The following is a 25,303-nucleotide window of genomic DNA, read 5'->3' as shown; positions in this document are numbered from 1 at the left end:
ACATGTATGTGTAGAAACGTGCAGAGATATTGATGCAGTACCTGTAGTGGTATTGGAGTGGCATGGTGAATGTAGCTAACTGGTTCGCCGCACTTTTCTCATGCTGTATGGTGCAACATCAGAATATAAAAAAGCGCCCGCAGGCGCTTTTTTGATATTTCCAGTGGCTTAACTGATCAGGCTCGCCCACAGATCGTATTCGTCAGATTCATCAATCCGCACCTTGACTATATCACCAGGCTTTAGGCTGGTTTCACCGTTGAGGTAAACCAGACCGTCTATTTCCGGTGCGTCAGCGAAGGATCGGCCGGTTGCGCCCTCTTCGTCAACTTCGTCGATAAGTACCATCATCTCTTTACCGACTCGGCGGGCCAGCTTGCGGATGGAGACCTGCTGTTGCAGTTCCATAAATCGCTGGAAGCGCTCTTCCTGAACCTCTGCTGGCACCGGGTCTGGCAGCTCATTGGCCAGCGCCCCTTCAACCGGGCTGTATTTGAAGCAGCCGACGCGATCCAGCTCTGCCTTGTCGATGAAGTCCAGCAGCATCTGGAACTCTTCCTCGGTCTCGCCCGGGAAGCCGACGATAAAGGTAGAGCGCAGGGTGATCTCGGGGCAGATCTCGCGCCACTTCTGGATACGCTCCAGAGTGCGCTCGACAGTACCCGGGCGCTTCATCAGCTTCAGGATGCGCGGACTGGCGTGCTGCAACGGAATATCGAGGTAGGGCAATACCTTGCCATCGCGCATCAAAGGGATGACGTCATCCACGTGCGGGTAGGGGTAGACGTAGTGCAGACGCACCCAGATATCGAGTTTGGCCAGCTCTTCGCACAGGGCGAACATGCTGGTCTTGACCGGCATACCGTCGTAGAAACCGGTGCGGTGCTTGACGTCGACGCCATAGGCGGAGGTGTCCTGGGAGATGACCAGGATCTCCTTCACGCCCGCCTCTTTCAGGCGCTTGGCTTCCGCCAGCACTTCGCCGATGGGACGGCTCACCAGATCCCCGCGCATGGAGGGGATGATGCAGAAGGTGCAGCGGTGGTTGCAGCCTTCGGAAATTTTCAGATAGGCGTAGTGGCGCGGAGTCAGTTTTACACCGTGAGCGGGCACCAGGCTGGTGAAGGGGTTGTGCTCCGGCTTGGCCACATATTTGTGGACGTGGCTCAGCACCTCTTCATAGGCGTGGGGACCAGTAATCTCGAGCACCTTGGGGTGGATCTCGCGGATCTGGTTCTCTTTGGCGCCGAGGCAACCGGTAACAATCACCTTGCCGTTTTCGGCCAACGCTTCACCGATCGCTTCCAGCGACTCTTGCACCGCGCTGTCGATAAAGCCGCAGGTGTTGACGACGACCAGCTCGGCATCGTCATAGCTGGGCACCACATCGTACCCTTCGGTACGCAGCTGGGTCAGGATGCGTTCTGAATCGACCAGATTTTTGGGGCAACCCAAGGAGACGAATCCTACTTTGGGGGCCTGTTTTGTGTTGGACATCGCTCAATCACTCTTAGGTGGCTCTTCTTTAAGGGCGCGAATTTTACCGGAATGGTTAACCAAAAACTATACAGCCAGCATGGCAGAACCGAACAATATCTTCGATAAGGTCAAATCGTACCGGCTAATGCCAATGATGGCGCGATGTGAGGAGGATTAGTCCTGCTGTGCACCCCACTACTATTGATTTCGTGGTTAATATGGCAGGTCCGCCAGGATGGGGGTCACTATACTCCTATCAAAGCTGCACGGATGGAGATGGGGATGGAACATTCATTTGACGAGAGAGTGCAGAATCTGCACGCCACGCTCAGGCAGCGCTTTGACAAGTTGGGTCGGGTGGCCATCGCGATTTACGACCAGCATACGGATCAGCTCAAGACCTTTGCCCACAGCACCGAGGGGCACTCGCCGCTGGTGCAGTATGAGGTGAAGCTGAGCGATGTCCCCTCCCTGCGCTATCTGGCGGAGCACAAGCAGCCCCGGGTGCTCGGCAATCTGGATGCACTGCGCGGCTCAGCATCGGAGCACAGCCGCAAGCTGCTGGAAGCGGGTTATGCCTCCAGTTATACCGAGCCACTGCTGTTCAACAGCAAGCTGTTTGGTTTTCTGTTTTGCGATGCAATAGAACCGGGTTATTTCGATGAGCCGATCCGCAGAGAGCTGTCAGCCTATGCCCAGGTGCTGTCTGCCATCATCGCAGTAGAGTTTGGTTCAATTCATACCCTTGGTGGTGTGCTGGCGACTGCCCGTGAGTTCAGTCGTTATCGGGATGAGGAGACCGCCAACCATCTGCACCGGATGTCGGCTTATTCCAGGCTGATCGCCAAGACGCTGGCCCCGACCTGTGGGCTGAGCGATGAGGAGGTAGAGTTTATCTATCTCTTCTCCGAGCTGCACGACATCGGCAAAATTGCGGTGCCGGATGCCATCCTGCTCAAGCCGGGCAAGCTGACGCCAGAAGAGTTCGAGACCATGAAGATCCATCCCGGCAAGGGGCGGGAGATGATCAGCCTGATGATCAACGAGTTTGGCCTCGATGGCATTCATCACACCGACATGCTGAGCAATATCATCACCTTTCATCATGAGCGCTTTGACGGCACTGGCTATCCGCAGGGGCTGGCGGGGGAGGCTATCCCGCTGGAGGCCCGTATTGTGGCTGTGGCTGATGTGTTTGATGCCCTGGCTAGCGGGCGTCCCTACAAGCAGCCCTGGCCATTCGAGACGGCGTTTGTCTATCTGGAGGAGCATGCCGGTAGCCAGTTTGATCCTGTCTGTGTCGCAGCAGCAGTGCACAACAAGGCCGCCTTTCACGCCATCTATCTGCAGTACCAGGATCCGGTTGCCTCAACGGAAGTCGGTGCCGGGGAGGATTGACTCACCTTGGTAAAGAGTGCGGGCTAACAGGTAACGTAAAACAGAGTGGGTAAGGTTGTCGGGGGGATTACCGTCGGAAAAGTAGATTGAGGGCGAGCTGTGATAAACAGCTGCTTTTAAGTAAAGGGGACGCGAGCAGGCGTCCCCTTTACTTATTGGTTTTGTATCAGTGGCCGTGCCATTGAGCGCACCATTAGCCGCCTGCTTATGGCTTGGGCGGCGGCTCGTTGATTTGGTAGAGATGATCCGCGCAGGCGCTGGAGCAGCCGCAGGGGCGCACCTCTTTATCTGCCCGCTTCTGGGCCAACCGGTATTGGCGCCACCAGATGATGGTGCCCATGGCCAGGATCAGCACGAACGAGGCGAGCAGACTCAACAACCAGATGGACATGATCTCTGCTCCTTGTTGGTGATGGCATTCGCGGTGATGGCATTAATGCTGATGACAGCAACCGCCCGGTTGATTGGCGCCCTCACTGCCGTGGCAACAAGTATGGCCTTGCCGCGGGCTATCTGCCTGATTGCCAACACTGGCGCAACAGTGATCGGATCCACTGTTGCAGCCACCATGGCAATGCGCAGGGCTCTGGCCCGCGCTAGCGGGCTGGATGGCACGGATCGCCGACTTGCTCTGATGACGGCGAGACGGGCGGCCCTGACTGGCCTCGGTGAGTAGTTGCAGATTGGCGGGGGCCAGCAGGGCGGGCAGCGGCAGGCGGGCAGAGTGGCACTGCAGTACCCGGATATTGGCCGCCAGCAGGCGCCCCAGCATCCGTTCGCCGATATTGCGCACCACCACCTGACCCACTTGATAATGGGCGAGGGCGTCGAGCAATCCCTGCTTGCCGTGACAGCCTTCGGCGGCGGCCGGGTTGGCAAGGGTGGCGATGACGCTCCCTTCGGGGCTCAGGATCTGCAACTGCTCGGCACGAGTAAAGTGCCCGGCTAGCATGCCCTGACTCAGCATCAGGGCGCTGTTGCAGGGGGTGGTGGTTATGGTTGTTACTGCATTCATGTCGGCTCTTCTCCACTGGCTTGGTGGTCGGGCCCGGCGGGTTGCATCATCAACGCCTTGCCCAGACTCAGACACTCCACCACCTTGTAGCGCCCTTTTTTCAGGATATTGGCCAGGGTCTGACGGGAGACTCCCATCACCAGGGCGGCCTCCTGCTGCTGCATTCCTTGAAGGTCGACGAGGCGCAGCGCCTCGAACTCGTCAGGGGCCAGCGTGACCTGCTCCAGTTGATGCATGGGGCGGCCGTTGGGTTTGAAGCAGCTGTTGGCGGGGCGGCCACAGATCTGGCGGGCAATCTTGGGTCTTGACATGGTGGCTCCTAATTGGCATATGCTATTTATACGCCTGTATCTGGCATATGCCAATATTTTGTTGGGTGCAGGGGGCTTCGCGAGTGCTGTTTACGGCAGAGAGAGGGGTAAAGGGGGGAAGAGAAAGACAGAGAAGAACCGGGAAGAGAAGGAGGCCGAAACGACACAGGCCCGAACATGGTTCGGGCCTGTGGTTTTTACAGCGGATGGCGGCCGCCTTCCCGGCGAGCTTACGCCTGTTCGGCCTCGGCCACAGGGGCTGCGCTCTCGCTGCCGTTGGCGAAGCGATCCGCCCACAGGGCAATCACGCCGTCACCGGTGACGTTGCAGGCGGTGCCGAAGCTGTCTTGCGCCAGATAGAGGGCGATCATCAGGGCGATGGACGCTTCACCGAAGCCCAGCATGGAGGTGAGCAGGCCCAGCGCCGACATCACGCCACCACCCGGGGCGCCCGGGGCGGCAATCATGATCACCCCCAGCATCATGATGAAGGGCAGCATGGTTTCGATGCCCGGAATGGCCAGATGCTCGGAGAGGAACATCACCGCGGTGGCGCAGGTCACCAAGGTGATGGTGGAGCCGCAGAGGTGAATGGTGGCACACAGCGGCACGGTAAAGTTGGCGATGCCGTCACTCACCCCGTTGTTCTTGCTCGATTGCAGGGCGACCGGAATGGTGGCGGCGCTCGACATGGTCCCCAGCGCGGTGAAGTAGGCGGGCAGCATGTTCTTGATGAGCTGGGCCGGTGAGCGGCCAAGGGCCAGACCGGTGCCGATAAACAGCACCGAGAGCCAGATCCAGTGCATCAGGATCGCCATCACCAGCACCACACCGAAGGTTTTCAGGGTGGCGAATACGGTGCCTTCTACCGTCATCTCGACAAAGACGCCAGCGATATAGAACGGCAGCAGCGGGATGATCACCTTGGCCAGCAGGCGGTCGATGATGTCACGGCCCTGATCGGCGACCCGGCGCAGATCGGTGGCCTGGGTGGCGCTGATGCCGATACCGAACACGAAGGCGGCGGCCAGTGCCGACATCACGCCAAACAGCGGCGGGATCTCCAGATTGACGTAGGAGGCGAGCTTGATAGCCGTGGCCGTGGTGGGCTCGGCCGCGGTGGTGAGCTGCGGGATCAGGTGGCTCGCCACGGTAAAGGCGAACAGCCCCGCCAGAATGGTGGAGCAGTAGGAGAGGGCCACGGTTTTGCCCAGCAGCTTGCCGGAGTTTTTCGGCAGGCTGGCGATGCCGCTCATGATAAAGAACAGAATGATGAGCGGAATGGTGAAGGTGATCAGCTGACCTATCACCGTCTTGGCCGTAAACAGCACGCGCGCCACCCACTCAGGGGCGTAGAGACCGAGCAAGAGACCGGCAAGGATGCCAGCAATGAGTTTCAGGACAAGTTTCATAAGGAAATCCGGAGTTGGTTGTATTGTCTGTTTTGTTATTAAATTTTGATATTAATCACACTTTCTAACACATAAACCGTGTTATGTCTGCCTTTGCTGCGTTAACGCCGAGTTAAATATTGTCGATAGCCAAGATCGCCGACTGGCTGTCGGTTTGGCGTTGAACTGAAAAATTCGTGATGAATTAGCCCGTTAGATGGCCGGATGATCGCCACGCAGCAACATGACGTAGTGGCTGGCGTGTTGACTGGCGTATGGCTGTGTGCTGGCAGATACGGTTTCCATCGGCGCCAGTTGCAGCGGTATCCCGGATGTGGTGACCAGTCGCAGCATATGCAGCGTTAGCTGGTCGTGGCTCATCTCGCCGGTTGGCTGCAGGGGGAAGCAGAGCGGGGCGCCCGCTTTGAGCAGGGTCGCCAGCTGTTGCAACAGGGGGGCGAGGGTGGCCGCTTCGCTATCAAGGGGGCGACTCAGCCAGATGCCATCGTAAGGGAGCACCGAGTGCATCCGCGCCAAGGTGCCGACCCGCACCGCTTGTCCGGATTGCTGCGAGGCGATTTTGGCGTCGGCCAACCCCTCTTCACAGGCAGTGACCACACATCCTTCTGAACGCAGCCAGCGCAGATCCTCCCCCGTGCCGCATTGACCATTGAGCAGGTGAGCGCCGGGTTTGAGGCGCGCCATAAAGGTGGCCCGAGCGTGGGCGTGCTGGTCGTTCAATGGTTGGGAAGCGGGGATGGCGTCAGAGTGCGGCACAGGGGTTACCTCAAGCAGGGGGGGGCACACTTTAACAAATCGGGGCCTGACTGCCAAAGTGCGCACTCAGGCCCCAATTTATGGGGGAATATTGGGGTTGCCGGTTGCCGGTTGCCGGTTGCCGGTTGCTGTTAGCGGCCGCAGGCAGGCCCGTTGGGCTGGGCCAGCATGGTGAACATGCTCTCTATCAGGAAGGCTGATTCGCCATGCAGGTCGATCCGCCCCGGAAAGTGGAGCCAGTTGATGATGTAGCCATCTAGGGTGCAGTGGAGCAGGGTGGCGGCGCGCTGCAGATTGAGGTTGGCAGGCAGCTGGCCCCGTCGTATCGCATTGGCCAGGGTTGTCTCCAGATCCTGAAAAAAGTGGCCGGACTGGCTGCGGATATGTTCACGCAATGAGATGGCTTCCCCTTCCAGCGATTCGAGATTGAACAGGATGGTGAACATCTGCCGCTGGGCCGGATTGTGGATGAAATTGTGGAGCACCCCTTCGAAGAAGAGACGCAGTTGTCCCAGCGGATCCGGCTCATCGGTATTGAGGCAGGCATCGAGCTGGTGGGCGAGGGGGCTGCAGAGCTCTTCCCAGAGCGAAATGAAGAGCTCGTCCTTGTTCTTGAAGTGCCAATAGATGGCTCCGCGGGTCAGGTCGGCCGCCCTGGCGATGTCGGTCAGGCTGGTCTTGGCCAGGCCCTGAGAGCAGAACAGATCCAGCGCCGTGTTCATGATATGGCCGCGGGTCTGCTGCGCCTCTTCTTTGGTTCGTCTGGCCATTGAAATCTGTGCCTCATGTAAGCAAAAAGTCACTTACATACATTTATGAATGTATGTATATTGCCTCAACTTTAGACTATTTACCAACAGGGCCCATGCGGCCCTGATTGTTCATTGACTGGCAAAGGCTCAGGTGTTTTATGCATAAACATATTCTTGCTCGTTCAGTTGGTCTTGCCTTGCTGGCTACAGGCTTGCTGGCAGGTTGTGGTGACAAGGGCGGCGCGCCCCAAGGACAGGGCGGCATGCCCCCCGCTGCGGTCAATGTGGTGACCCTGCAGAGCGGCCCGCTGATGTTGACCACCGAATTGACCGGCCGCAGCGCCCCGCTGCGGGTGGCCGAAGTGCGTCCGCAGGTGAGCGGCATTATCCTCAAGCGCCTCTTTACCGAGGGGAGCGATGTGAAGGCGGGCGATCTGCTCTATCAGATCGATCCAGCTGTCTATCAGGCGGCGGTCGCCAGCGCCAGGGCCAATGTGGCCAAGGCCGAGGCCAACGAGCAGAGTGCCCGCTTCAAAGCCAAACGTTATCAGGAGCTGCTCAAGGTTAACTCCATCAGCCGTCAGGACTATGACGACGCCGATGCCAGCTGGAAGCAGGCCAAGGCGGAGATCATGGCGAGCAAGGCTGCCCTGCGCACCGCCGAGATCAATCTCGGTTACACCCGCATCACCGCCCCCATCAGTGGTCGCATCGGCAAATCCGCGGTGACCGAGGGTGCGCTGGTGACAGCCCAGCAGGCGGATAGCTTCACTGCCATCCAGCAGCTCGACCCCATGTATGTGGATGTGCGCCAGTCCACCGCTGATCTGCTGCGCCTCAAGCGACTGGTCGCCGAGGGCAAGCTGACCCAGGACGAGCAGAAAGGGGCCAAGGTGACCTTCCAGCTGGAAGATGGCAGCACCTATGGCGAAGAGGGCTCGTTGCAGTTCTCCGACGTGACCGTGGATGAGACCTCCGGCATGGTGACCCTGCGGGTGATTGTGCCCAACCCTCATCAACTGCTGCTGCCAGGCATGTTTATGCGTGCCACCCTGCAAGAGGGTGAGCGGGCGCAAGGGCTGCTGGTGCCGCAAACCGCGGTCTCCCGTACCCCCAATGGTGGCGCCACCGTGATGGTAGTGACCACTGACAACAAGGTGGAGCTGCGCAACGTGCAGCTGAGCCGGGTCGTCGGCAGCAACTGGGTGGTAGAGTCAGGGCTCACCTCCGGCGAGCGGGTGATCGTGGCTGGCTTGCAGAAAGTACGACCGGGCGCCGTGGTCAATCCCGCTGAGCAGGGTGCTGATGCACCGTCTGCTCAGGCGTCTTCCAACACCCCGGCCAACAAGTAGGATGGAGTAGTCGCCTCATGGCTCGATTTTTCATAGACAGACCCATTTTTGCCTGGGTGATCGCGCTGGTGATCATGCTGGCGGGCAGCCTGGCGATCATCAAATTGCCGGTCGCCCAGTATCCGAGCATTGCGCCGCCGGCTGTCAGTATTTCTGCCAGCTATCCGGGCGCCTCTGCCAAAACGGTAGAAGACTCGGTAACCCAGATCATCGAACAGAACATGACCGGGCTGGATCACCTGCTCTACATGTCCTCCCAGTCTGACTCTGCGGGTCGGGTGTCGGTGACCCTCACCTTCCAGCCGGGGACCGATCCCGATATCGCCCAGGTGCAGGTGCAGAACAAGCTGCAGCAAGCGATGTCACTGCTGCCGCAAGAAGTTCAGCAGCAGGGGATCCGGGTACAGAAGACCTCCAGCAGCTTCCTGATGGTGGCCGCCTTCATCTCCAGCGATGGCAGCATGAAGAACGACGATCTGGCGGATTATGTGGTCTCCAACATCAAAGAGCCCCTGAGCCGTCTGGATGGAGTGGGCGAGATCACCCTGTTCGGCAGCCAGTACTCCATGCGGGTGTGGCTCGATCCCAACAAGCTCAACCGGGTGCAGATGACCCCTGTGGATGTGCAGGCCGCCATCAAGGCGCAGAACGCCCAGGTGGCGTTCGGCAAGCTGGGCGGCACACCATCGGTGAAAGATCAGCAGTTCACCGCCACTATCATGGGGCAGACTCGTCTCTCTTCCGTGGAGCAGTTCAACGACATCCTGCTGCGGGTGAATCAGGATGGCTCCAAGGTACGGCTCAAAGACGTGGCACGGGTCGAGCTGGCGGGCGAAAGCTATGATGCCGAGGCGCTCTACAACGGCCAGTCCACTGCTGCAGTCGCCATCAAGCTGGCCACCGGCGCCAACGCGCTGGATACCGCCGAGAAGGTGCGTGCCAAGCTCAATGAGTTGTCGGATTACTTCCCGGCCAACATGGAGATCGTCTACCCCTACGACACCACGCCGTTTGTGCAGATCTCCATCGAGGAGGTGGTGCAGACCCTGATCGAGGCGATCTTCCTGGTGTTCTGCGTTATGTACCTGTTCCTGCAGAACTTCCGCGCCACCCTGATCCCGACCATTGCGGTGCCTGTGGTACTGCTCGGGACCTTCGGGGTGATGGCGGCGTTCGGCTTCTCCATCAACACCCTCACCATGTTCGGTATGGTGCTGGCCATCGGCCTGTTGGTGGATGACGCCATCGTGGTGGTGGAGAACGTGGAGCGCCTGATGAGTGAGGAGGATCTCTCCCCGCTGGAAGCGACCCGCAAGTCGATGACCCAGATCACCGGCGCGCTGGTGGGGATCGCGTTAGTGCTTTCTGCCGTGTTTGTGCCGATGGCCTTCTTCGGCGGTTCGACCGGCGCCATCTATCGCCAGTTCTCGCTGACCATCGTCTCGGCCATGGTACTGTCGGTGTTGGTGGCGTTGATCCTGACCCCGGCGCTCTGCGCCACCCTGCTTAAGCCGATGAAACATGGCGAGTTTGGTGCCAAGCGTGGCTTCTTCGGCTGGTTCAACCGCGCCTTTGATGCCGGTACCAACCGCTATCAGAGCGGCGTGCGCAAGGTGATCAAGCAGGGCGTGCGTTACAGCCTGATCTACGGCGCCATGCTGGCGGTACTGGCGGTGCTGTTCATGCGGATGCCCACCTCCTTCCTGCCGGAGGAGGATCAGGGGGTCATCATGTCCATGGTGCAACTGCCGGTAGGTGCCACCAAGCAGCGCACCGAGGTGGTGCTGGCGGACATGCGCGACTACTTCCTGAAAAACGAGAAGGATAACGTTGACTCCGTACTGACCGTATCCGGCTTCAGCTTCGCCGGTAGCGGCCAGAACGCGGGCATGGCCTTTATCAAGCTCAAGGACTGGAGCGAGCGCAAGAGCCCGGATCGCAGCGCTAATGCCATTATCGGCCGCGCCATGGGCTATCTGTTCAGCATCAAGGAGGCGCAGGTGTTCGCCTTCAACCTGCCTCCGATCCCGGAGTTGGGGACTGCGACCGGCTTTGACTTCTTCCTGCAGGATCGCGGTGGCATCGGCCACGACAAGCTGATGGCGGCGCGTAACCAGCTGCTCGGCATGGCGGCGCAGGATCCCACCCTGGTGCGGGTGCGCCCGAACGGGATGGAAGATACGCCGCAGCTCGATATCAAGATCGACTACGAGAAGGCGCTGGCGCAGGGGCTCTCCATCGCGGATATCAACAACACCCTGGCCGCAGCCTGGGGTTCGTCCTACGTCAATGACTTTGTCGATCGTGGCCGGATCAAGAAGGTCTACCTGCAGGCGGATGCCCCCTTCCGGATGAACCCGGAAGATCTGAAGCTCTGGTATGTTCGCAACAGCGCTGGTCAGATGGTGCCTTTCTCTGCCTTTGCCAGCACCGAGTGGAGTTTTGGCTCGCCGCGTCTGGAGCGGTACAACGGCGTACCGGCGATGGAGATCGTCGGGGAAGCTGCGCCCGGCAAGAGTACCGGTGATGCGATGGCTGCCATCGAGCAGATGGTGAAACAGCTGCCGGAGGGGGTGGGCATCGAGTGGACCGGGCTCTCCTTCCAGGAGCGTCAGGCCGGCTCACAGGCACCTGCGCTCTACGCCATCTCCTTACTGGTGGTGTTCCTCTGCCTGGCGGCCCTCTACGAGAGCTGGAGCATTCCGTTCTCGGTGATGCTGGTGGTGCCGCTCGGGGTACTGGGGGCCATTGTGGCTGCCACCCTGCGCGGGCTGGAGAACGACGTCTACTTCCAGGTGGGCCTGCTGACGACCATCGGCTTGTCGGCGAAGAACGCGATTTTGATCGTGGAATTTGCCAAAGAGCTCTATGACAAGGGGATGGGGCTGGGTGAGGCGGTGGTGGAAGCAGCGCGCCTGCGCCTGCGGCCAATCCTGATGACTTCGCTCGCCTTTATCCTTGGGGTACTGCCGCTGGTGATCAGCTCCGGCGCGGGAGCCAGCAGCCGTAACGCCATCGGTACCGGCGTGATGGGGGGGATGATCAGCGCAACCGTGCTGGCCATCTTCTTCGTACCGCTGTTCTTCGTGCTGGTGATGCGCTACTTCACCAAACACAGCAGCCAAGAAGAGCGCCTGACCCATGCCCATGAGTCAAAACATGACTGATGGCATGCAGGTTGAGTTAATTTGAACAGAGTTCAATCAATCGCCAGTCAGCTTTGGTCTGGCTGACAATCAAACAGGGCAACCCTATGGGTTGCCCTGTTTTTTCTGAGCTTGCCGAGAGGTTCGTTTTACCAATTGTTCGAGTAAGTAGCAGAACGTACGAGCTGGCTGTGATCGGCCTCGTGTTCAGCTTCAAATTGACCCCCAATGAGGTAGTTTTTGCTGTTCATATGGGGGGGATACGAGATAGAATCCGCCATCAAATCGGGTCTGTGTGGTGTGCAATATCACGATAAATCTGTGATCGCCTAGCGATGCATAGCGCCAAAAATACAATTAAATGCTGGAGGACATGATGACCAACAGCTTGAGCAATGTGGTTAAATTCAGCGAACTGGGGGCTGCAACTCAGTGCGGTAGCCATAGCTCTCGTCTTTTCAGCTCAAATATTGAGCGCTAAACTATGTTCGTCTGCATGTTTTGGAGAGCGAATATTAGAGTGTTTTTTGAGCATTTAATTCGTATTATCCCAGATTTATCACAGATTTATCCCATCCGAATTAACCAAACTACAACTTCTGTAAGAGCGTCCTATATATGAAAATTCTCGTTACCGGTGGTGCAGGCTTTATCGGCTCTGCCGTGGTGCGCCATATCATCCGTGATACCCATGATTCCGTTATCAATCTCGATAAACTGACCTATGCTGGCAATCTGGAATCCTTGGCTAATGTATCGATCAGCGATCGTTATGCGTTTGAGCAAGTGGATATCTGCAATCGCGGCGAGCTGGATCGGGTATTTTCCCTGCACCAACCGGATGCGGTGATGCATCTGGCTGCCGAGAGCCATGTTGACCGCTCCATCACTGGGCCTGCTGACTTTATCGAGACCAATATCGTCGGCACCTATATATTGCTGGAAGCGGCTCGCGCTTATTGGAACGGTCTGGATGAGGTGCGCAAGGCGGCCTTCCGCTTCCACCACATCTCCACCGATGAGGTGTATGGCGATCTGCCCCATCCAGATGAAGTGGCTGCCGGTGAGGCATTGCCGCTCTTTACAGAAACTACGCCTTACTCCCCGAGCAGCCCCTATTCTGCCTCCAAAGCTTCCAGTGACCATCTGGTGCGTGCCTGGCGCCGTACTTACGGCCTGCCGACCATCGTCACCAACTGCTCCAACAACTACGGCCCATATCACTTCCCCGAGAAGCTGATCCCGCTGGTGATCCTCAACGCGCTGGATGGCAAACCGCTGCCGGTCTATGGCAAGGGCGACCAGATCCGTGACTGGCTCTATGTGGAAGATCACGCGCGCGCACTCTACAAGGTAGTGACTACTGGCGTGGTAGGGGAGACCTACAACATCGGCGGTCACAATGAGAAGCAGAATCTGGATGTGGTACACACCATCTGCGATTTGCTGGATGAGATGGTGCCGAAGGCGGGCTCTTACCGCGATCAAATCACTTATGTGGCGGATCGCCCCGGTCACGATCGCCGTTATGCTATCGATGCCAGCAAGATGAGCAGTGAGTTGGATTGGCAGCCAGAGGAGACTTTCGAGTCAGGTATTCGCAAAACTGTGCAGTGGTATCTGGATAACCAGCAGTGGGTCAACAACGTTAAAAGCGGTACCTACCAATCTTGGATTGAACAGAATTACGGTGAGCGTGCTTGATGCATATTCTGCTGTTTGGCAAGAACGGGCAGGTAGGTTGGGAATTACAGCGTTCGCTTGCTCCGCTCGGAAAATTAACGGCGCTGAGTCATGATTCTAAAGATTATTGTGGTGATTTTTTGAACCCTCAAGGGTTGATTGAGACGATAAAGACACTAAAGCCTGATGTTATTGTCAATGCTACAGGTTACACCGCTGTAGATCTTGCTGAAAAAGAGCAGGATATAGCCATGAAAATCAATGCCGAGAGTGTCGAAGTACTAGCTAAAGAAGCAAATAAGTTAGGCTCTTTACTGGTTCATTACTCAACCGACTATGTATTTGATGGTAGTGGTGATCAACCTTGGAATGAAGCAGATAATCCTTCCCCTGTAAATATTTATGGGAATACTAAGTTATCTGGTGAGCAGGCAGTAAAAAAACATTGTGATAGACATCTTATCTTTCGTTCTAGTTGGATTTATTCAACATATGGCGATAACTTTATCAAGACTATTCTTCACCTTGGCTTAGAACGAGAAAAAATCTCAATTGTTAATGATCAGTTTGGTGCTCCTACAGGTGCTGATTTGTTAGCTGACTGCACTGCACATGCAATTAAATTGGTTTTAGATGATATATCAAAGTGTGGTTTATATCATGTGGCTGCTAGCGGATTTACTAGCTGGTATGAATATGCTTTGTTTATATTCGATTTCGCGAAGGAAAAAAATAAAAAAATCAGACTGAAGGAAGTAAGTGCAGTTCCATCTACATCATTTTCTCGTGAGGCAATCAGGCCTATGAATTCAAGATTCAACACTGAGAAATTCCAACGTGAATTTAATCTTGTCTTACCAGAGTGGAAAAATGGTGTGGAGCGAATGTTAACTGAGTTCACGGCGAAATAAAACTTAATTGACAATAGGTTATGTAAATATGAAGAATCGTAAAGGTATTATATTAGCTGGTGGCTCTGGCACCCGTCTCTATCCGGTCACCATGGCGGTGAGCAAGCAGTTGCTGCCCATCTATGACAAGCCGATGATCTACTACCCGTTGAGCACCCTGATGCTGGCCGGAATTCGCGATATTTTGATCATCAGCACCCCGCAAGATACCCCCCGCTTTGAGCAATTGCTGGGTGATGGCAGCCAGTGGGGTCTGAACTTGCAATACAAGGTGCAGCCAAGTCCGGACGGGTTGGCACAAGCCTTTGTTCTGGGTGAGGAGTTCATCGGTTCAGACCCCTGTGCGCTGGTGCTGGGCGACAACATCTTCTACGGCCACGACCTGCAGAAACAACTGGAAGCTGCTGCGGCCAAAGAGAGCGGCGCCACCGTCTTTGCCTACCACGTGCACGACCCTGAGCGTTATGGGGTGGTGGAATTTGATAAGCAGGGCACCGCTATATCTCTGGAAGAGAAGCCACTGGAGCCCAAGAGTAACTATGCGGTCACCGGCCTCTATTTCTACGACAACAGTGTGGTGGAGATCGCCAAGAGCCTGAAACCATCACAGCGTGGTGAGCTGGAGATCACCGATGTGAATCGTATCTACCTGGAGCAAGGCAATCTGTCGGTGGCGATGATGGGCCGTGGTTATGCCTGGCTTGATACCGGCACCCATGAAAGCCTGATTGAAGCGAGTAACTTTATTCAGACCATCGAAACCCGTCAGGGGTTGAAAGTGGCCTGCCCGGAAGAGATCGCCTATCGCCAGAAGTTTATCAATGCTGAACAAGTTCGTAAGCTTGCAGAACCACTAGCCAAAACTTTGTATGGCCAGTATCTGTTGAAAATGGTTGAGAATGTTTGAGGTAAAAAGTGAGTGAGTACCCTTCTTCCTGTCGTGGGAGAAGGGGTTGGGAATTTATAGTGTTACCTAAATTACTTGGTGACAGATGGTTGCCGAATTAAAATTTAAAATAAAGAGCTCAATATGAATATCATCGATACTAAAATACCCGAGGTTAAAATCATTGAACCTCAAGTATTCGGGGACGAACGTGGTTTCTTTTACGAGAGTTTTAACCACAGAAAATTCGAAACTGCTATCGGAAGGAAAATAGAATTCGTACAAGATAATCACAGTAAATCAGTTAAAGGTGTCTTACGAGGGATGCACTACCAGATTCAGCATCCGCAAGGTAAACTTGTTCGGTGCACGCGTGGTGAAGTTTTTGATGTCGCAGTCGACCTGCGCCAATTATCTCCTACTTTTGGTCAGTGGGTTGGGGTGACCTTAAGTGAGGAGAACAAACGTCAATTATGGATTCCAGAAGGCTTTGCTCACGGTTTTGTAGTGGTGAGTGAGGTCGCTGAGTTTTTGTATAAAACGACGGATTACTGGTTTCCTGAATTTGAACGTAGTTTGTTATGGTGCGATCAGGACGTTGCAATTAGCTGGCCAGAAACAGGGGGGTCTCAACTGTCTCATAAAGATTCGATTGCTAAAACATTAAAATGTGCTGAGGTTTTTAATGCAGCAGTTTGACACTTCACCATGGTCGTTGCTCAGTTCAGGTTTAAAACATCGTAACTTATTGTGGATGATGATTTCTAGAGAAATATCCAGTCGTTATAAAGGGTCAGTTGTTGGTGCTCTGTGGTTAATTCTAATTCCACTAATGATGCTTTTTGTGTATTCATTTGTTTTTGGTGATATTTTAAATGCACGTTGGAGTGATGGAAGTTCATCATCACAGAAAGGTGATTTTACACTCGCATTATTTGTTGGGCTGATCGTATTTGGTTTTTTTGCTGATTGCATAAACAGAGCTCCAAGTTTAATCGTTTCTAATGTTAATTATGTAAAAAAAGTGGTTTTTCCTCTTGAGATCATGCCTGTTGTGAGTGTTATATCCTCGGTCATTAATATGTCTATTGGATTTTTAATCTGGACATTTTTTCACTTTTACCTGTATGGTTCTGTAAACTTAATTTTTGTTTTTTTTCCAGTCATTTTACTGCCATTTATTATCTTTACCTTGGGCTTAGTTTATTTACTATCGGCACTAGGCGTTTTTCTAAGGGACATTAACCAAGTAATTGGTGTTGTTGTTTCTGGCTTAATGTTCCTTTCACCTGTTTTTTATGAGGCCGATCGATTTCCTGAGCAATATCGAATTTATATTGATATAAATCCGTTGACAGCACCAATAGAAAGTATGCGGTCTCTACTAATGCAGGGGATTTTTCCTGAGTTATCGAGTTGGATGATATATCTTTTATTTTCGTTAGTCATCTTTAGCTTGAGTTATCTATTGTTTCAAAAAGCACGAAGAGGTTTTGCTGATGTCTTGTAACTATGCCATTGAGGTGACAGATGTTTCAAAGTCATTTAGAACATATGCAAAGCCAAGTGATAGGCTGAAGCAGTTTATCTATGGAAGGTTTGAGTTTATAAAAAAACAAGGTGAGAAATATTATAGAGATTTTTTTGCTTTGAAGTCTGTTTCGTTATCAATTAAAAAAGGTGAAACTGTTGGTATTGTAGGAAGGAATGGATCGGGAAAATCAACAGTACTACAAATTATCTGTGGCACGCTCAATCCAGACTCTGGAAAGGTAGTGGTTTCAGGCAAGATTGCTGCTTTGTTAGAACTGGGGTCAGGATTCAATCCTGAATATTCAGGTCGTGAAAATGTTTACCTCAATGCAGCCGTTTTGGGGTTGACCAAAGACGAAACGGATAGAGTTTTTTCGAAGATCCATGATTTTTCTGGTATCGGAGATTTTATAGACCAGCCAGTGAAAACTTATTCTAGTGGTATGGTGGTACGGCTTGCATTTTCGGTTGCTATAAATATAGATCCGGATGTTTTAATCATCGACGAAGCATTGGCTGTTGGTGATGAGTTGTTCCAACGGAAATGTTATTCACGGATTGAAGAAATTAAAAGAAATGGCGCAACAATTCTTTTTGTATCGCATTCTGCATCAGCAATCGTAGAACTATGCGATCGCGCTATATTATTTGACCAAGGTGAAATTCTTGGCACAGGGGACCCGAAGGTAGTTGTTAGCAATTATCAAAAGTTGCTCTATGCGCCCATGGAAAAAAGTCACGGATTGCGCAAAGAGATAAAGTTAGCTTTGAGTGAATCTTCCCTGCCTGTGGTACATGAACATTCAAATGCATTACCACAACATAAAACTGCAAATCCATCACAAGTAGTATCTTTTTATGATCAGAATTTGCAAACCACGTCAATTGTTGAATTTAATGGTGAGTATGCCAAAATATATGAGCCAAAGATATTCAATAACCAGGGTGAACAAGTCAATAACTTGGTGCATGGTGAAGAATATACATATTGTTATAGTGTGAATTTTCATGCGGATGCACAATACGTTCGCTTTGGTATGTTGATAAAAACAATGACCGGCTTTGAGTTGGCGGGGGCCTGCACATCATTGCCCAGCGATTCAATTGAAATGGTTGCTGCAGGTAAAAATATATCGGTTAAATTTAAGTTTCGTTGTTTGGTAAATACAGGAACCTATTTTTTAAATGCCGGCGTTTTGGCTGAGCGAGACGGTATTGAAACATATCTGCATCGATTGGTCGATGCCTGTCCATTCCGTGTTATTCCAGAACCCTGCCAATTAGCGACAGGCTTGGTCAACTTTGATGTTGAATCTGAGATTGTACTGTTATGAAAAATATCATATTAGTTTTAGGAATGCCGCGTAGCGGTACAAGTTTGGTAGCAAAATCCCTTGAAGTATTTGGCGGTGAATATGGAGATAATCTACTACCGGCTGTAAAAGGGGTGAACGATCGTGGCTACTGGGAAGATAGAGACATTCTGGCACTTAATGAAGATTTGTTGCGAGTAGCGAAATGCGGTTGGAATGACTTACAGTCAGTTTCACTAGACAAAATTGATACTGAAACGCTGCAAAAATTTCAGCAGCGTGCAGTCCTTCTGATTGAAGAAAAAGTAAAAAATACAGACTTGCTCATCATAAAAGAGCCAAGAATTACAATACTACAAGACTTTTGGACTGGCGTATTTCAGCTATACCCCGTGAATGTACAATGCGTTGTTGCATTGCGAAATCCAATCAGTGTTTATCATTCTTTATCTCGATTGATTGGTAAGATGATCACTCGTGATGATGCTGAACCAGATTATATATATTGGTTATGGGTGCGCTATATGTTGAGTTGCAAGGTGCACTTGCAATCATTAAATTCAATTGTTGTTGACTATGATAGTCTCCTCTCAAATCCTCGTGCTGAACTTGAGCGGATCGCTGAGCGTTTTAAACTGAAAATTAATGAAGATAAGTTTATTGAATTTTCGGAAAATTTTATTTCTCATGATCTAAGACACTCAACTTCTGCTGCTGAAGATGTCTTTGCATTGCCTGGCGCAACCATGCTGATAGATGTATATTCTACATTTCTTCGAGCTTCACAAATGAGTCCAGATGAAGTTATAGAAAATGACGTTTATGAAAAAATTCAATTGCTTTCTAGTCAATATGAGTCAATGGATAGCTTGTTGCGGGTGATGGACTTACTTAGATTTAAAAATAATCATACTAAAATGCTCATTCAAGAGATGAATGGCAAGTTAATTTGACATAGAGGATGAGATGAAAAGAATAGCGTTTTACCTATTTTATGATAAAGATGGTGTGGTCGATCAATATATTCAATTTAAATTATCAGAGCTGAAAAAAAGCGTAGAAAAGATAGTCGTTGTTTCTAATTCGCCACTGACTAATCTCGGTCGAGAAACATTGGAAAATATTGGCTGTGATGTGCTGTGTCGTGAAAACATAGGCTTTGATGTCTGGGGCTATAAAGAAGGCATGGAGTATATTGGGCAAGATAAATTGAGTCAATATGACGAACTTATTATGCTCAATTATACATTTTTTGGCCCTATATTTCCATTTGAAGAAATGTTCAGCTGGGCAGAACAGCAGCCTCAGCTTGGCTTCTGGGGCTTGAGTGATCATGCAGAAAAAACACCGAATCCATTTACTGGAACCGGGACCTTGCACAGACACATTCAATCGCATTTTATTGCAGTACGAAAAAAATTGTTTCAAAGCCCTGAATTTATCGCATATTGGAAAAATATGCCGATGATTAATTCCTACCAGGACTCAATACTAAATCACGAGTCAAAGTTTACTCATTATTTTGAACAGCGTGGTTTTTCATATGCGGTCTATATTTCTACTGAAGATTATCAATCAGAATATCCAACTTTTTTTGAAGTTGCGGAAGTATTAAAAAATAGGTGCCCAATTATTAAGCGCCGTCCATTCTTTCATGAACCACTCTGGCTGGATAAGTGTTCAATCGATTTACCCGCAGCCTTGCAGATAGCGAAAGAACAGTCTAATTATGATTTAAATTTTATTTATCAAAATTTAGCAAGAACCACAAAGCCTAAAGATTTGGCTTCGAATTTAGAGCTGTTAAAGGTTTTCTCTACCGAGGGTGATGTTCCTTTTGATTGTAATGTAAAGATTGCTGTTATTGCGCATGTATATTATCCTGATATGCTTCAAGAAATTATTACTTATGCTAATAATATTCCAGCAGCTTACGACTTGTACATATCAACGGGTTCGCTACAGAGTAAGCTTGAAATCGAACGTGAAATCGAAAATATACCAAATAGTGCAAAGAATATAGAGGTGCGAGTTGTTGAATATAATAGAGGGCGTGACATTAGCTCTCTATTGTTGACAATGCGCGATGTTATACTCAAGCAAGATTATGAATTCATTCTTCGTTTGCATTCCAAGAAATCACCGCAAAATGATGCTCGACAAGCCGAACACTTTAAGCAACAAATGTATGATAATCTAGTAGCTAGCCGTGGTTATGTTTCTAGGTTGCTGAGTTTTATGCAGGAAAATCCTCAAGTGGGATTTTTATGCCCATCAATGGTGCATATTGGCTACCCAACGTTGGGGCATGCATGGTTTTCCAATAAACCCGGAGCTGAGGCGCTAGCCAAACGATTGGGAATTAAAGTGCCATTCGATGAAATATCACCATTTGCAGCATATGGTACGATGTTTTGGTTTAGGCCTGATGCCCTGAAGCGTTTATTTGAGGAAAACTGGCGCTGGGACGAGTTTAGTGCTGAGCCAGCGCATTATGATGGTTCATTGGCACACCTCATTGAGCGGTTATTAGTGTATACAGTGCATAACGCAGGCTATATTGCATATAATATCATGTCGACCATGATGGCTGAAAAAAATTATGCCAAACTTGAATACAAAATGAATCGGGTAATGGCTTGTTTGCATAATGGTGATGTTCAGTGGCAAGTCTATGATATGCAATTACCCCGCCAAAATGGTGAACCGCCAAGCTCAGTAAAACGTAATTTTAAAATTCTTATTAGATCCATCGGCAGATCAATTACTTTCCGATATCCGCGTTTAGCGACGTTATTAAAAAAACCTTATTTTCTCATTTTTGGCCATTGAGGTTATAATTTATGCATGTTATTGTGACTGGTGCAAATGGTTTTATTGGGCGCCGTTGTATTGAAAAACTACTGAATCATGGGCATCAGGTTACGGCAATTCTGCATCCTTCAGATATGCCTCATCCTCTATTAACAGAATGTAAGATCGTAAAAGTAGATTTATTTAATTTGAGTCTTGATGAAATTGATGATGTTTTTTCATCTGCAGATGCTTTGCTGCATTTAGCATGGCAAGCTGGCTTTAATCATTTTGACCCTTGTCACATAAAGAATGTTTTAATGCATTATGATTTTATTGAAAAAGTAGTAAAATCGGGCGTTAAGAAAATTTCGGTGGCCGGTACCATGCATGAAATTGGTTATCATGTTGGTGCTGTTGATGCATTGACACCTTGCAATCCGTTAAATCCTTATGGGGTTGCCAAAAACTTTTTACGTCAAGCGCTGTTTGTTTTAGCTAAAAGCGAAAGTTTCGATTTACAGTGGCTACGTTTTTATTATATTACTGGTGATGATGAGTTCAATAACTCTATTTTCACAAAAATATTAAAAGCAGATGTTAGGGGAGAAAAAACTTTTCCACTAAATAGTGGGGAGATGCTTTATGATTTTATTGATATTCAAGACTTAGCTGAAAAAGTTGCATTAAAAATTGAAGGTGAAAATAGTGGTATTTTTAACTGCTCTAGTTGCAAACCTGTTAGTTTGCGCACCGCTGTTGAACGCTTTATTGCAGATAAAAACTTAAGTATTATTCCTGTTTACAATGTATTTCCATCGAGAGAATATGATTCTGTAGCAATTTGGGGGGCATGTTAATAAGTAAGTGCTGATGTCGTTCTGCGGTGATTTTAGATCCGAAGGCAACATACACGGAATAAAGAAACAAGTTGTCTTGTGCAACATATTAGACTTTGCTTGAGGTTGTTTTTATTTTAAGTGTATATATCATGCTGATCTTAAATTTAAGAACATACAATAAAATATCTGTTGCTCAACAACTTGTTTCAAACTATATTTCATTTTTGGTGGAAAAGCAGCCGAATTGATGGTTTATTTAGTTCTGTTATTTATCAATGTTTTCTTTAGAGACGTTGCAATGATATCGTTGGTAAAATTCCGCCTAGGCTTATTAATAAGGATTTGTTATGTTTTTTAACAATATACAGGCGATGCGGGGGATTGCGTCCATCATTGTATTTTTCGTCCATTTATTAAGTACTCGCCCAGGTATGGTTCCTAGCTGGCTTGAAAAGGGGGTCTACGCATTTGGCCCTGGCGGCGTAGACATTTTTTTTGTAATTTCTGGATTCGTTGTAACTCTTGCTGCCGCTAAAGCAGCGGGGGTATCAAACTCCAGAAATACCGCTATTACATTTATGGTAAAGCGAATATTCAGAATTTACCCTGCTTATTGGATAGTATTCGCCGTAGCTACATTATTTCTGCCTTATGTATGGTTGGCTCCTGAATGGCTACCAAAAGCATCTGACTTTTCACTGCTCACTCTAACATATACATATAATTACAAGGTTATGGTAGCGTGGACATTGGTGTATGAAATGTTTTTTTATGTTGTTCTCTCTATCCTCGTGCTTACTGGAACGCGTTTTTGGCATGCGTTGTTTATTTGGATTTTTATTGAGATCATAGCCATTGCCGCTTCTAACACATACGATAAAAGCTTGGCTGGTTTCGTGCCATTAAATCCTCAAATTATTCAGTTCGTAGCTGGTTGTATTGTTGCTTTTATCTGTACTAAATTTGAGTGCCGATTCGGTAATGAAATTCTTCTTGCCGGAGCAGTACTATTTGCGGTGATGTGTGTTGTGAATATTAATCTTGGTAATTGGGACCCATGGCATCGAACCCTAACCCTAACCCTACCTTCTGCATTGATGATCTATGGAGCAGCGGTTTCAGAGCGTGAGAAACGTTTTGCATTCGGGGCGCCTTTATTGTTCCTTGGTAATATATCTTTTTCTCTTTATTTGTGGCACCAGTTGACCTTCCAGTCAATGTTAGCATGGTTTGAACACACTGGTTTGTTGCAACAGTTTCCATATTTTCTCAGTCTTGTTATCTGGGCTACTTGTGGGATTGCTGTTGGCTACACAAGTTATGTTCTCATTGAAAAGCCGTCTGTTAAATTTATCAATAGAATTCTGCGGCCTAAGCCAGCTTCACTTCCTGGAGTGTGATTTTCAACATAATTAACACTATTTGTTGTCTATATTTTAGCTAAATAACGGATCCTAATAGTGCTACACCTTCGCTGTGCCATAGCCATTCCCCGGAAAAGGAGACACGGTATCCATGAAGTGTTTCACTCGAGCCAGCAGGTTGGCCATTCCTCTGCATTGATGATTGCGTGTGATGGTTTCATGTAACTTGTGCCACAGCCGTTCGATGTGATTAACCCAAGGACTGTAAACTGGCTGGAATACCAGGCAGAACTTGGGATTCTTCTTCAACCATCGCTCGGTCTGCTTGCTTTTGTGAATGATGTAGTTATCGAGGATCAGCGTGATGGTTTTGGCTCGTCGGTAGTGGTGACGCAGCTTTTCCAGCATGGCGATAAACAGCGATGAGTTTTTCTTTATCCCGCTGACGTAAAGCACTCTTCCGTTGCCTGCATGGAGAACGCCTGCCAGGTAATGTTTGGCGTTCTGTCCCGGTGTGACAACCCGCTTTTGCTGCGCTCTGAACATCCAGTCGGCCCCTAATTTGGGATTGAGGTCTATATCGACTTCATCCTCATAAAACACCGGATTAGCGGCATCACAGCGGGCCAGCGCCAGACAATGCCCATACGAGGTAGCCATCGACGAAGTGTGGAGGCTGCCATATTGAGCCCTGTTAACCGATTGATTTTGATAGCCAATAGCTCAGTACACCAACGGCTGCGCTGATAACCAAAATCTTGCGGAGAAAACTGCATGAGCAGCACCAGTAAGGTGACTATCTTGGCTATAGGTAGGACTGGGGCACGGCCAGCCGATAAGGCTTCTAGCGCATCTATGCCTTCATCTCGATACCACCGAAGCCAACGACCGATGGTCGAGCGCGCAGCGCCGGTAAGGTGATGAACATCGGTGACCGTACGTCCTTCATGTAACAGCAAGATGGCCATCAAGCGACGAGCATGTCCTTTATCACGGGTGGCATGGATGATTTTGTGAATGCGGCGCCGTTGTGACCGTGGCAGGGGTGGTAGGATAGGGATCAACTCAGTCCTTTGGGTGTGGCTTGTTTTGTTTGGCGACTAATGAGATCGCACAAACTGGACTGAGTTCCCTTCCTCCGGTGATCTACTATTCAGAACAGCTATTTAGTTTTTATCTAGATAAAGCTAAAACTAAAGAAGTCTCTCCTTTAGTTAGTGAATTTAGCTGTTTCCTAAAGTTAAATCAAAAATATATATTTCGGTGCTATATGTATGCATGTAAAACACTAGTTTGCTCTTACAACGGTGAACAGTACATCGCAGAACAAGTCTTAAGTATTGAGTGTTCGTTCAAATCTGCGGGTGTTCAAAATCATTTAATTGCAGTCTTTGACGATGGTTCTATTGATAAAACAAACCAAGTAATTATTGCGTTAAAGAATCAACTTTCTGATGGAAAGTTAAGTTATCAGACTGGTGCCAATAAAGGTGTTGTAAGTAACTTCATTAATGCTATTTTATCTGCCGAAACACCAGAATTAGATTGGTTGTTTTTGGCTGATCAAGATGATGTTTGGCATGAAGATAAAGTATCTGAGTATTTTAATGTTTTTCAGAATATACCTGTGGAGTCGGCAACCATAGTATTCAGTGATGCAGCTTTGATCGATGAGGAGGGTACTGTATTTAGTACCAGTTTTTTTCACTACCAAGGTTTATCGACTGATGTATTAAGGGATGACTCTATTTTATTCAAAAATTGTGTTCAAGGTGCAACTATTGCTTTGAACAAACCAATGATCACGCTATTAAGAGATTCTTTAAATTACATCGATATCACGCAGATGGTAATGCATGATTGGTGGTTAGCTATTTTGGCAAAATATTATGGACAGTATGTTTTTATAAACAAGCCATTGATTAAGTATCGTCAACATAATCAAAACCAAATTGGTGCGCAAAGCAATAACAGATTAATGGCCTTTATAAAGAGTCCAAATCAATATTATGCTTCTTATGTAAGGATCTTGAATCAAGCTAGAGTTTTTATCAGCATGGATGCTGTTATAAAACCTGAGCGAAATCTTCATCAAGCCAAGCAGTTTTCCATACAATATTGCGGTTTTTTGAAACGGTTTTTAGTTTTTTTTTGCAAAAGCACTTTGTTTAAAAAGAAACTTTAAATCAGTTGTTAATTTGATTCGGATTGCTGCTTCGCAGAGAGCAGCAAAGATGAAATAAATAAGTTGATGCTACATTTTTTGCCTGCAGCATCATCGTGTTGAAATTTAGCATGTTAGGATGCTCTCTAAGTTTGGCAATATTTTTGTGTGGTCGGTGTTTCACAAAAATATA

The 25,303-nt window shown here is 49.6% G+C and carries 21 protein-coding genes and 1 pseudogene; 14 read left to right on the top strand and 8 right to left on the bottom strand.

The window, feature by feature from the left end; all coding sequences use genetic code 11:
• Positions 1-168: 168 nt before the first annotated feature.
• Positions 169-1,497: a 30S ribosomal protein S12 methylthiotransferase RimO gene (gene rimO, locus ACY8FN_RS18175; protein WP_463100821.1), complete on the bottom strand. Its 1,329-nt coding sequence runs from the start codon at positions 1,495-1,497 to the stop codon at positions 169-171.
• A 264-nt stretch (positions 1,498-1,761) separates the two neighbouring features.
• Here rimO and ACY8FN_RS18170 point away from each other — a divergent pair, with 264 nt between their 5' ends.
• The gene (locus ACY8FN_RS18170; protein WP_463100820.1) at positions 1,762-2,877 is read left to right on the top strand and encodes an HD-GYP domain-containing protein; all 1,116 of its coding nucleotides are present in this window, start codon (positions 1,762-1,764) and stop codon (positions 2,875-2,877) included.
• Between the two features lie 205 nt (positions 2,878-3,082).
• Here ACY8FN_RS18170 and ACY8FN_RS18165 read toward each other — a convergent pair whose 3' ends face one another.
• The 6 genes from ACY8FN_RS18165 to ACY8FN_RS18140 all read right to left on the bottom strand — a co-directional run bounded on the left by ACY8FN_RS18165 (position 3,083) and on the right by ACY8FN_RS18140 (position 7,141).
• Complete coding sequence (locus ACY8FN_RS18165) at positions 3,083-3,268, bottom strand: hypothetical protein (protein ID WP_101319340.1); 186 nt, start codon at positions 3,266-3,268, stop codon at positions 3,083-3,085.
• Between the two features lie 42 nt (positions 3,269-3,310).
• Positions 3,311-3,892, bottom strand: coding sequence for a NifB/NifX family molybdenum-iron cluster-binding protein (locus ACY8FN_RS18160; RefSeq protein ID WP_463100819.1), 582 nt, complete (start codon positions 3,890-3,892; stop codon positions 3,311-3,313).
• Complete coding sequence (locus tag ACY8FN_RS18155) at positions 3,889-4,203, bottom strand: DUF134 domain-containing protein (RefSeq protein WP_463100818.1); 315 nt, start codon at positions 4,201-4,203, stop codon at positions 3,889-3,891. Before ACY8FN_RS18155 ends, ACY8FN_RS18160 begins: the two co-directional genes overlap by 4 nt.
• Positions 4,204-4,433: 230 nt before the next feature.
• Complete coding sequence (locus ACY8FN_RS18150; RefSeq protein ID WP_068976677.1) at positions 4,434-5,615, bottom strand: dicarboxylate/amino acid:cation symporter; 1,182 nt, start codon at positions 5,613-5,615, stop codon at positions 4,434-4,436.
• Positions 5,616-5,807: 192 nt separating this feature from the next.
• Positions 5,808-6,371, bottom strand: a complete 564-nt coding sequence (locus ACY8FN_RS18145) for a methyltransferase domain-containing protein (RefSeq protein WP_463100817.1) — start codon at positions 6,369-6,371, stop codon at positions 5,808-5,810.
• Between the two features lie 131 nt (positions 6,372-6,502).
• A complete protein-coding gene (locus ACY8FN_RS18140) occupies positions 6,503-7,141 on the bottom strand; it encodes a TetR family transcriptional regulator (protein WP_463100816.1) in 639 nt (212 codons plus the stop codon).
• A 140-nt stretch (positions 7,142-7,281) separates the two neighbouring features.
• On the opposite strand from ACY8FN_RS18140, the gene ACY8FN_RS18135 reads away from it, so the two are divergent.
• From ACY8FN_RS18135 to ACY8FN_RS18080, 12 genes are all read left to right on the top strand, one after another.
• A complete protein-coding gene (locus ACY8FN_RS18135) occupies positions 7,282-8,475 on the top strand; it encodes an efflux RND transporter periplasmic adaptor subunit (RefSeq protein ID WP_139692390.1) in 1,194 nt (397 codons plus the stop codon).
• Positions 8,476-8,492: 17 nt separating this feature from the next.
• A complete protein-coding gene (locus tag ACY8FN_RS18130) occupies positions 8,493-11,642 on the top strand; it encodes an efflux RND transporter permease subunit (RefSeq protein ID WP_463100815.1) in 3,150 nt (1,049 codons plus the stop codon).
• Positions 11,643-12,239: 597 nt separating this feature from the next.
• The gene (rfbB, locus tag ACY8FN_RS18125; protein WP_463100814.1) at positions 12,240-13,325 is read left to right on the top strand and encodes a dTDP-glucose 4,6-dehydratase; all 1,086 of its coding nucleotides are present in this window, start codon (positions 12,240-12,242) and stop codon (positions 13,323-13,325) included.
• Complete coding sequence (rfbD, locus tag ACY8FN_RS18120) at positions 13,325-14,215, top strand: dTDP-4-dehydrorhamnose reductase (protein ID WP_463100813.1); 891 nt, start codon at positions 13,325-13,327, stop codon at positions 14,213-14,215. The genes rfbB and rfbD overlap by 1 nt, the downstream gene beginning before the upstream one ends.
• 28 nt (positions 14,216-14,243) lie before the next feature.
• Positions 14,244-15,122: a glucose-1-phosphate thymidylyltransferase RfbA gene (gene rfbA, locus ACY8FN_RS18115; RefSeq protein WP_463100812.1), complete on the top strand. Its 879-nt coding sequence runs from the start codon at positions 14,244-14,246 to the stop codon at positions 15,120-15,122.
• Between the two features lie 123 nt (positions 15,123-15,245).
• Positions 15,246-15,800, top strand: a complete 555-nt coding sequence (rfbC, locus tag ACY8FN_RS18110) for a dTDP-4-dehydrorhamnose 3,5-epimerase (RefSeq protein WP_463100811.1) — start codon at positions 15,246-15,248, stop codon at positions 15,798-15,800.
• Positions 15,787-16,611 (top strand): ABC transporter permease, encoded by an 825-nt coding sequence (locus ACY8FN_RS18105; protein WP_463100810.1) that lies wholly within the window; start codon positions 15,787-15,789, stop codon positions 16,609-16,611. The genes rfbC and ACY8FN_RS18105 overlap by 14 nt, the downstream gene beginning before the upstream one ends.
• Entirely contained in the window at positions 16,601-17,968 is a 1,368-nt protein-coding gene (locus tag ACY8FN_RS18100; protein WP_463100809.1) for an ABC transporter ATP-binding protein, read from the top strand. The genes ACY8FN_RS18105 and ACY8FN_RS18100 overlap by 11 nt, the downstream gene beginning before the upstream one ends.
• Positions 17,965-18,900 (top strand): sulfotransferase family protein, encoded by a 936-nt coding sequence (locus ACY8FN_RS18095; RefSeq protein ID WP_463100808.1) that lies wholly within the window; start codon positions 17,965-17,967, stop codon positions 18,898-18,900. Before ACY8FN_RS18100 ends, ACY8FN_RS18095 begins: the two co-directional genes overlap by 4 nt.
• A gap of 13 nt (positions 18,901-18,913) precedes the next feature.
• Positions 18,914-20,779 (top strand): rhamnan synthesis F family protein, encoded by a 1,866-nt coding sequence (locus ACY8FN_RS18090; RefSeq protein WP_463100807.1) that lies wholly within the window; start codon positions 18,914-18,916, stop codon positions 20,777-20,779.
• Between the two features lie 11 nt (positions 20,780-20,790).
• Positions 20,791-21,600 carry an NAD-dependent epimerase/dehydratase family protein gene (locus tag ACY8FN_RS18085; protein ID WP_463100806.1) on the top strand — a complete coding sequence of 270 codons (810 nt, stop codon included), beginning with the start codon at positions 20,791-20,793 and terminating at the stop codon, positions 21,598-21,600.
• Positions 21,601-21,929: 329 nt separating this feature from the next.
• Positions 21,930-22,982: an acyltransferase family protein gene (locus tag ACY8FN_RS18080; RefSeq protein ID WP_463100805.1), complete on the top strand. Its 1,053-nt coding sequence runs from the start codon at positions 21,930-21,932 to the stop codon at positions 22,980-22,982.
• 63 nt (positions 22,983-23,045) lie between these two features.
• Here ACY8FN_RS18080 and ACY8FN_RS18075 read toward each other — a convergent pair.
• Positions 23,046-24,007, bottom strand: a pseudogene (locus tag ACY8FN_RS18075) (IS630 family transposase).
• Between the two features lie 32 nt (positions 24,008-24,039).
• On the opposite strand from ACY8FN_RS18075, the gene ACY8FN_RS18070 reads away from it, so the two are divergent.
• Positions 24,040-25,131: a glycosyltransferase gene (locus ACY8FN_RS18070; RefSeq protein WP_463100804.1), complete on the top strand. Its 1,092-nt coding sequence runs from the start codon at positions 24,040-24,042 to the stop codon at positions 25,129-25,131.
• Positions 25,132-25,303 lie beyond the last annotated feature (172 nt).

Source organism: Aeromonas sp. 160P (assembly GCF_055193095.1).
Note: the sequence above shows the minus strand (reverse complement) of the source record. Positions and strands in the feature narration are given on the sequence as shown.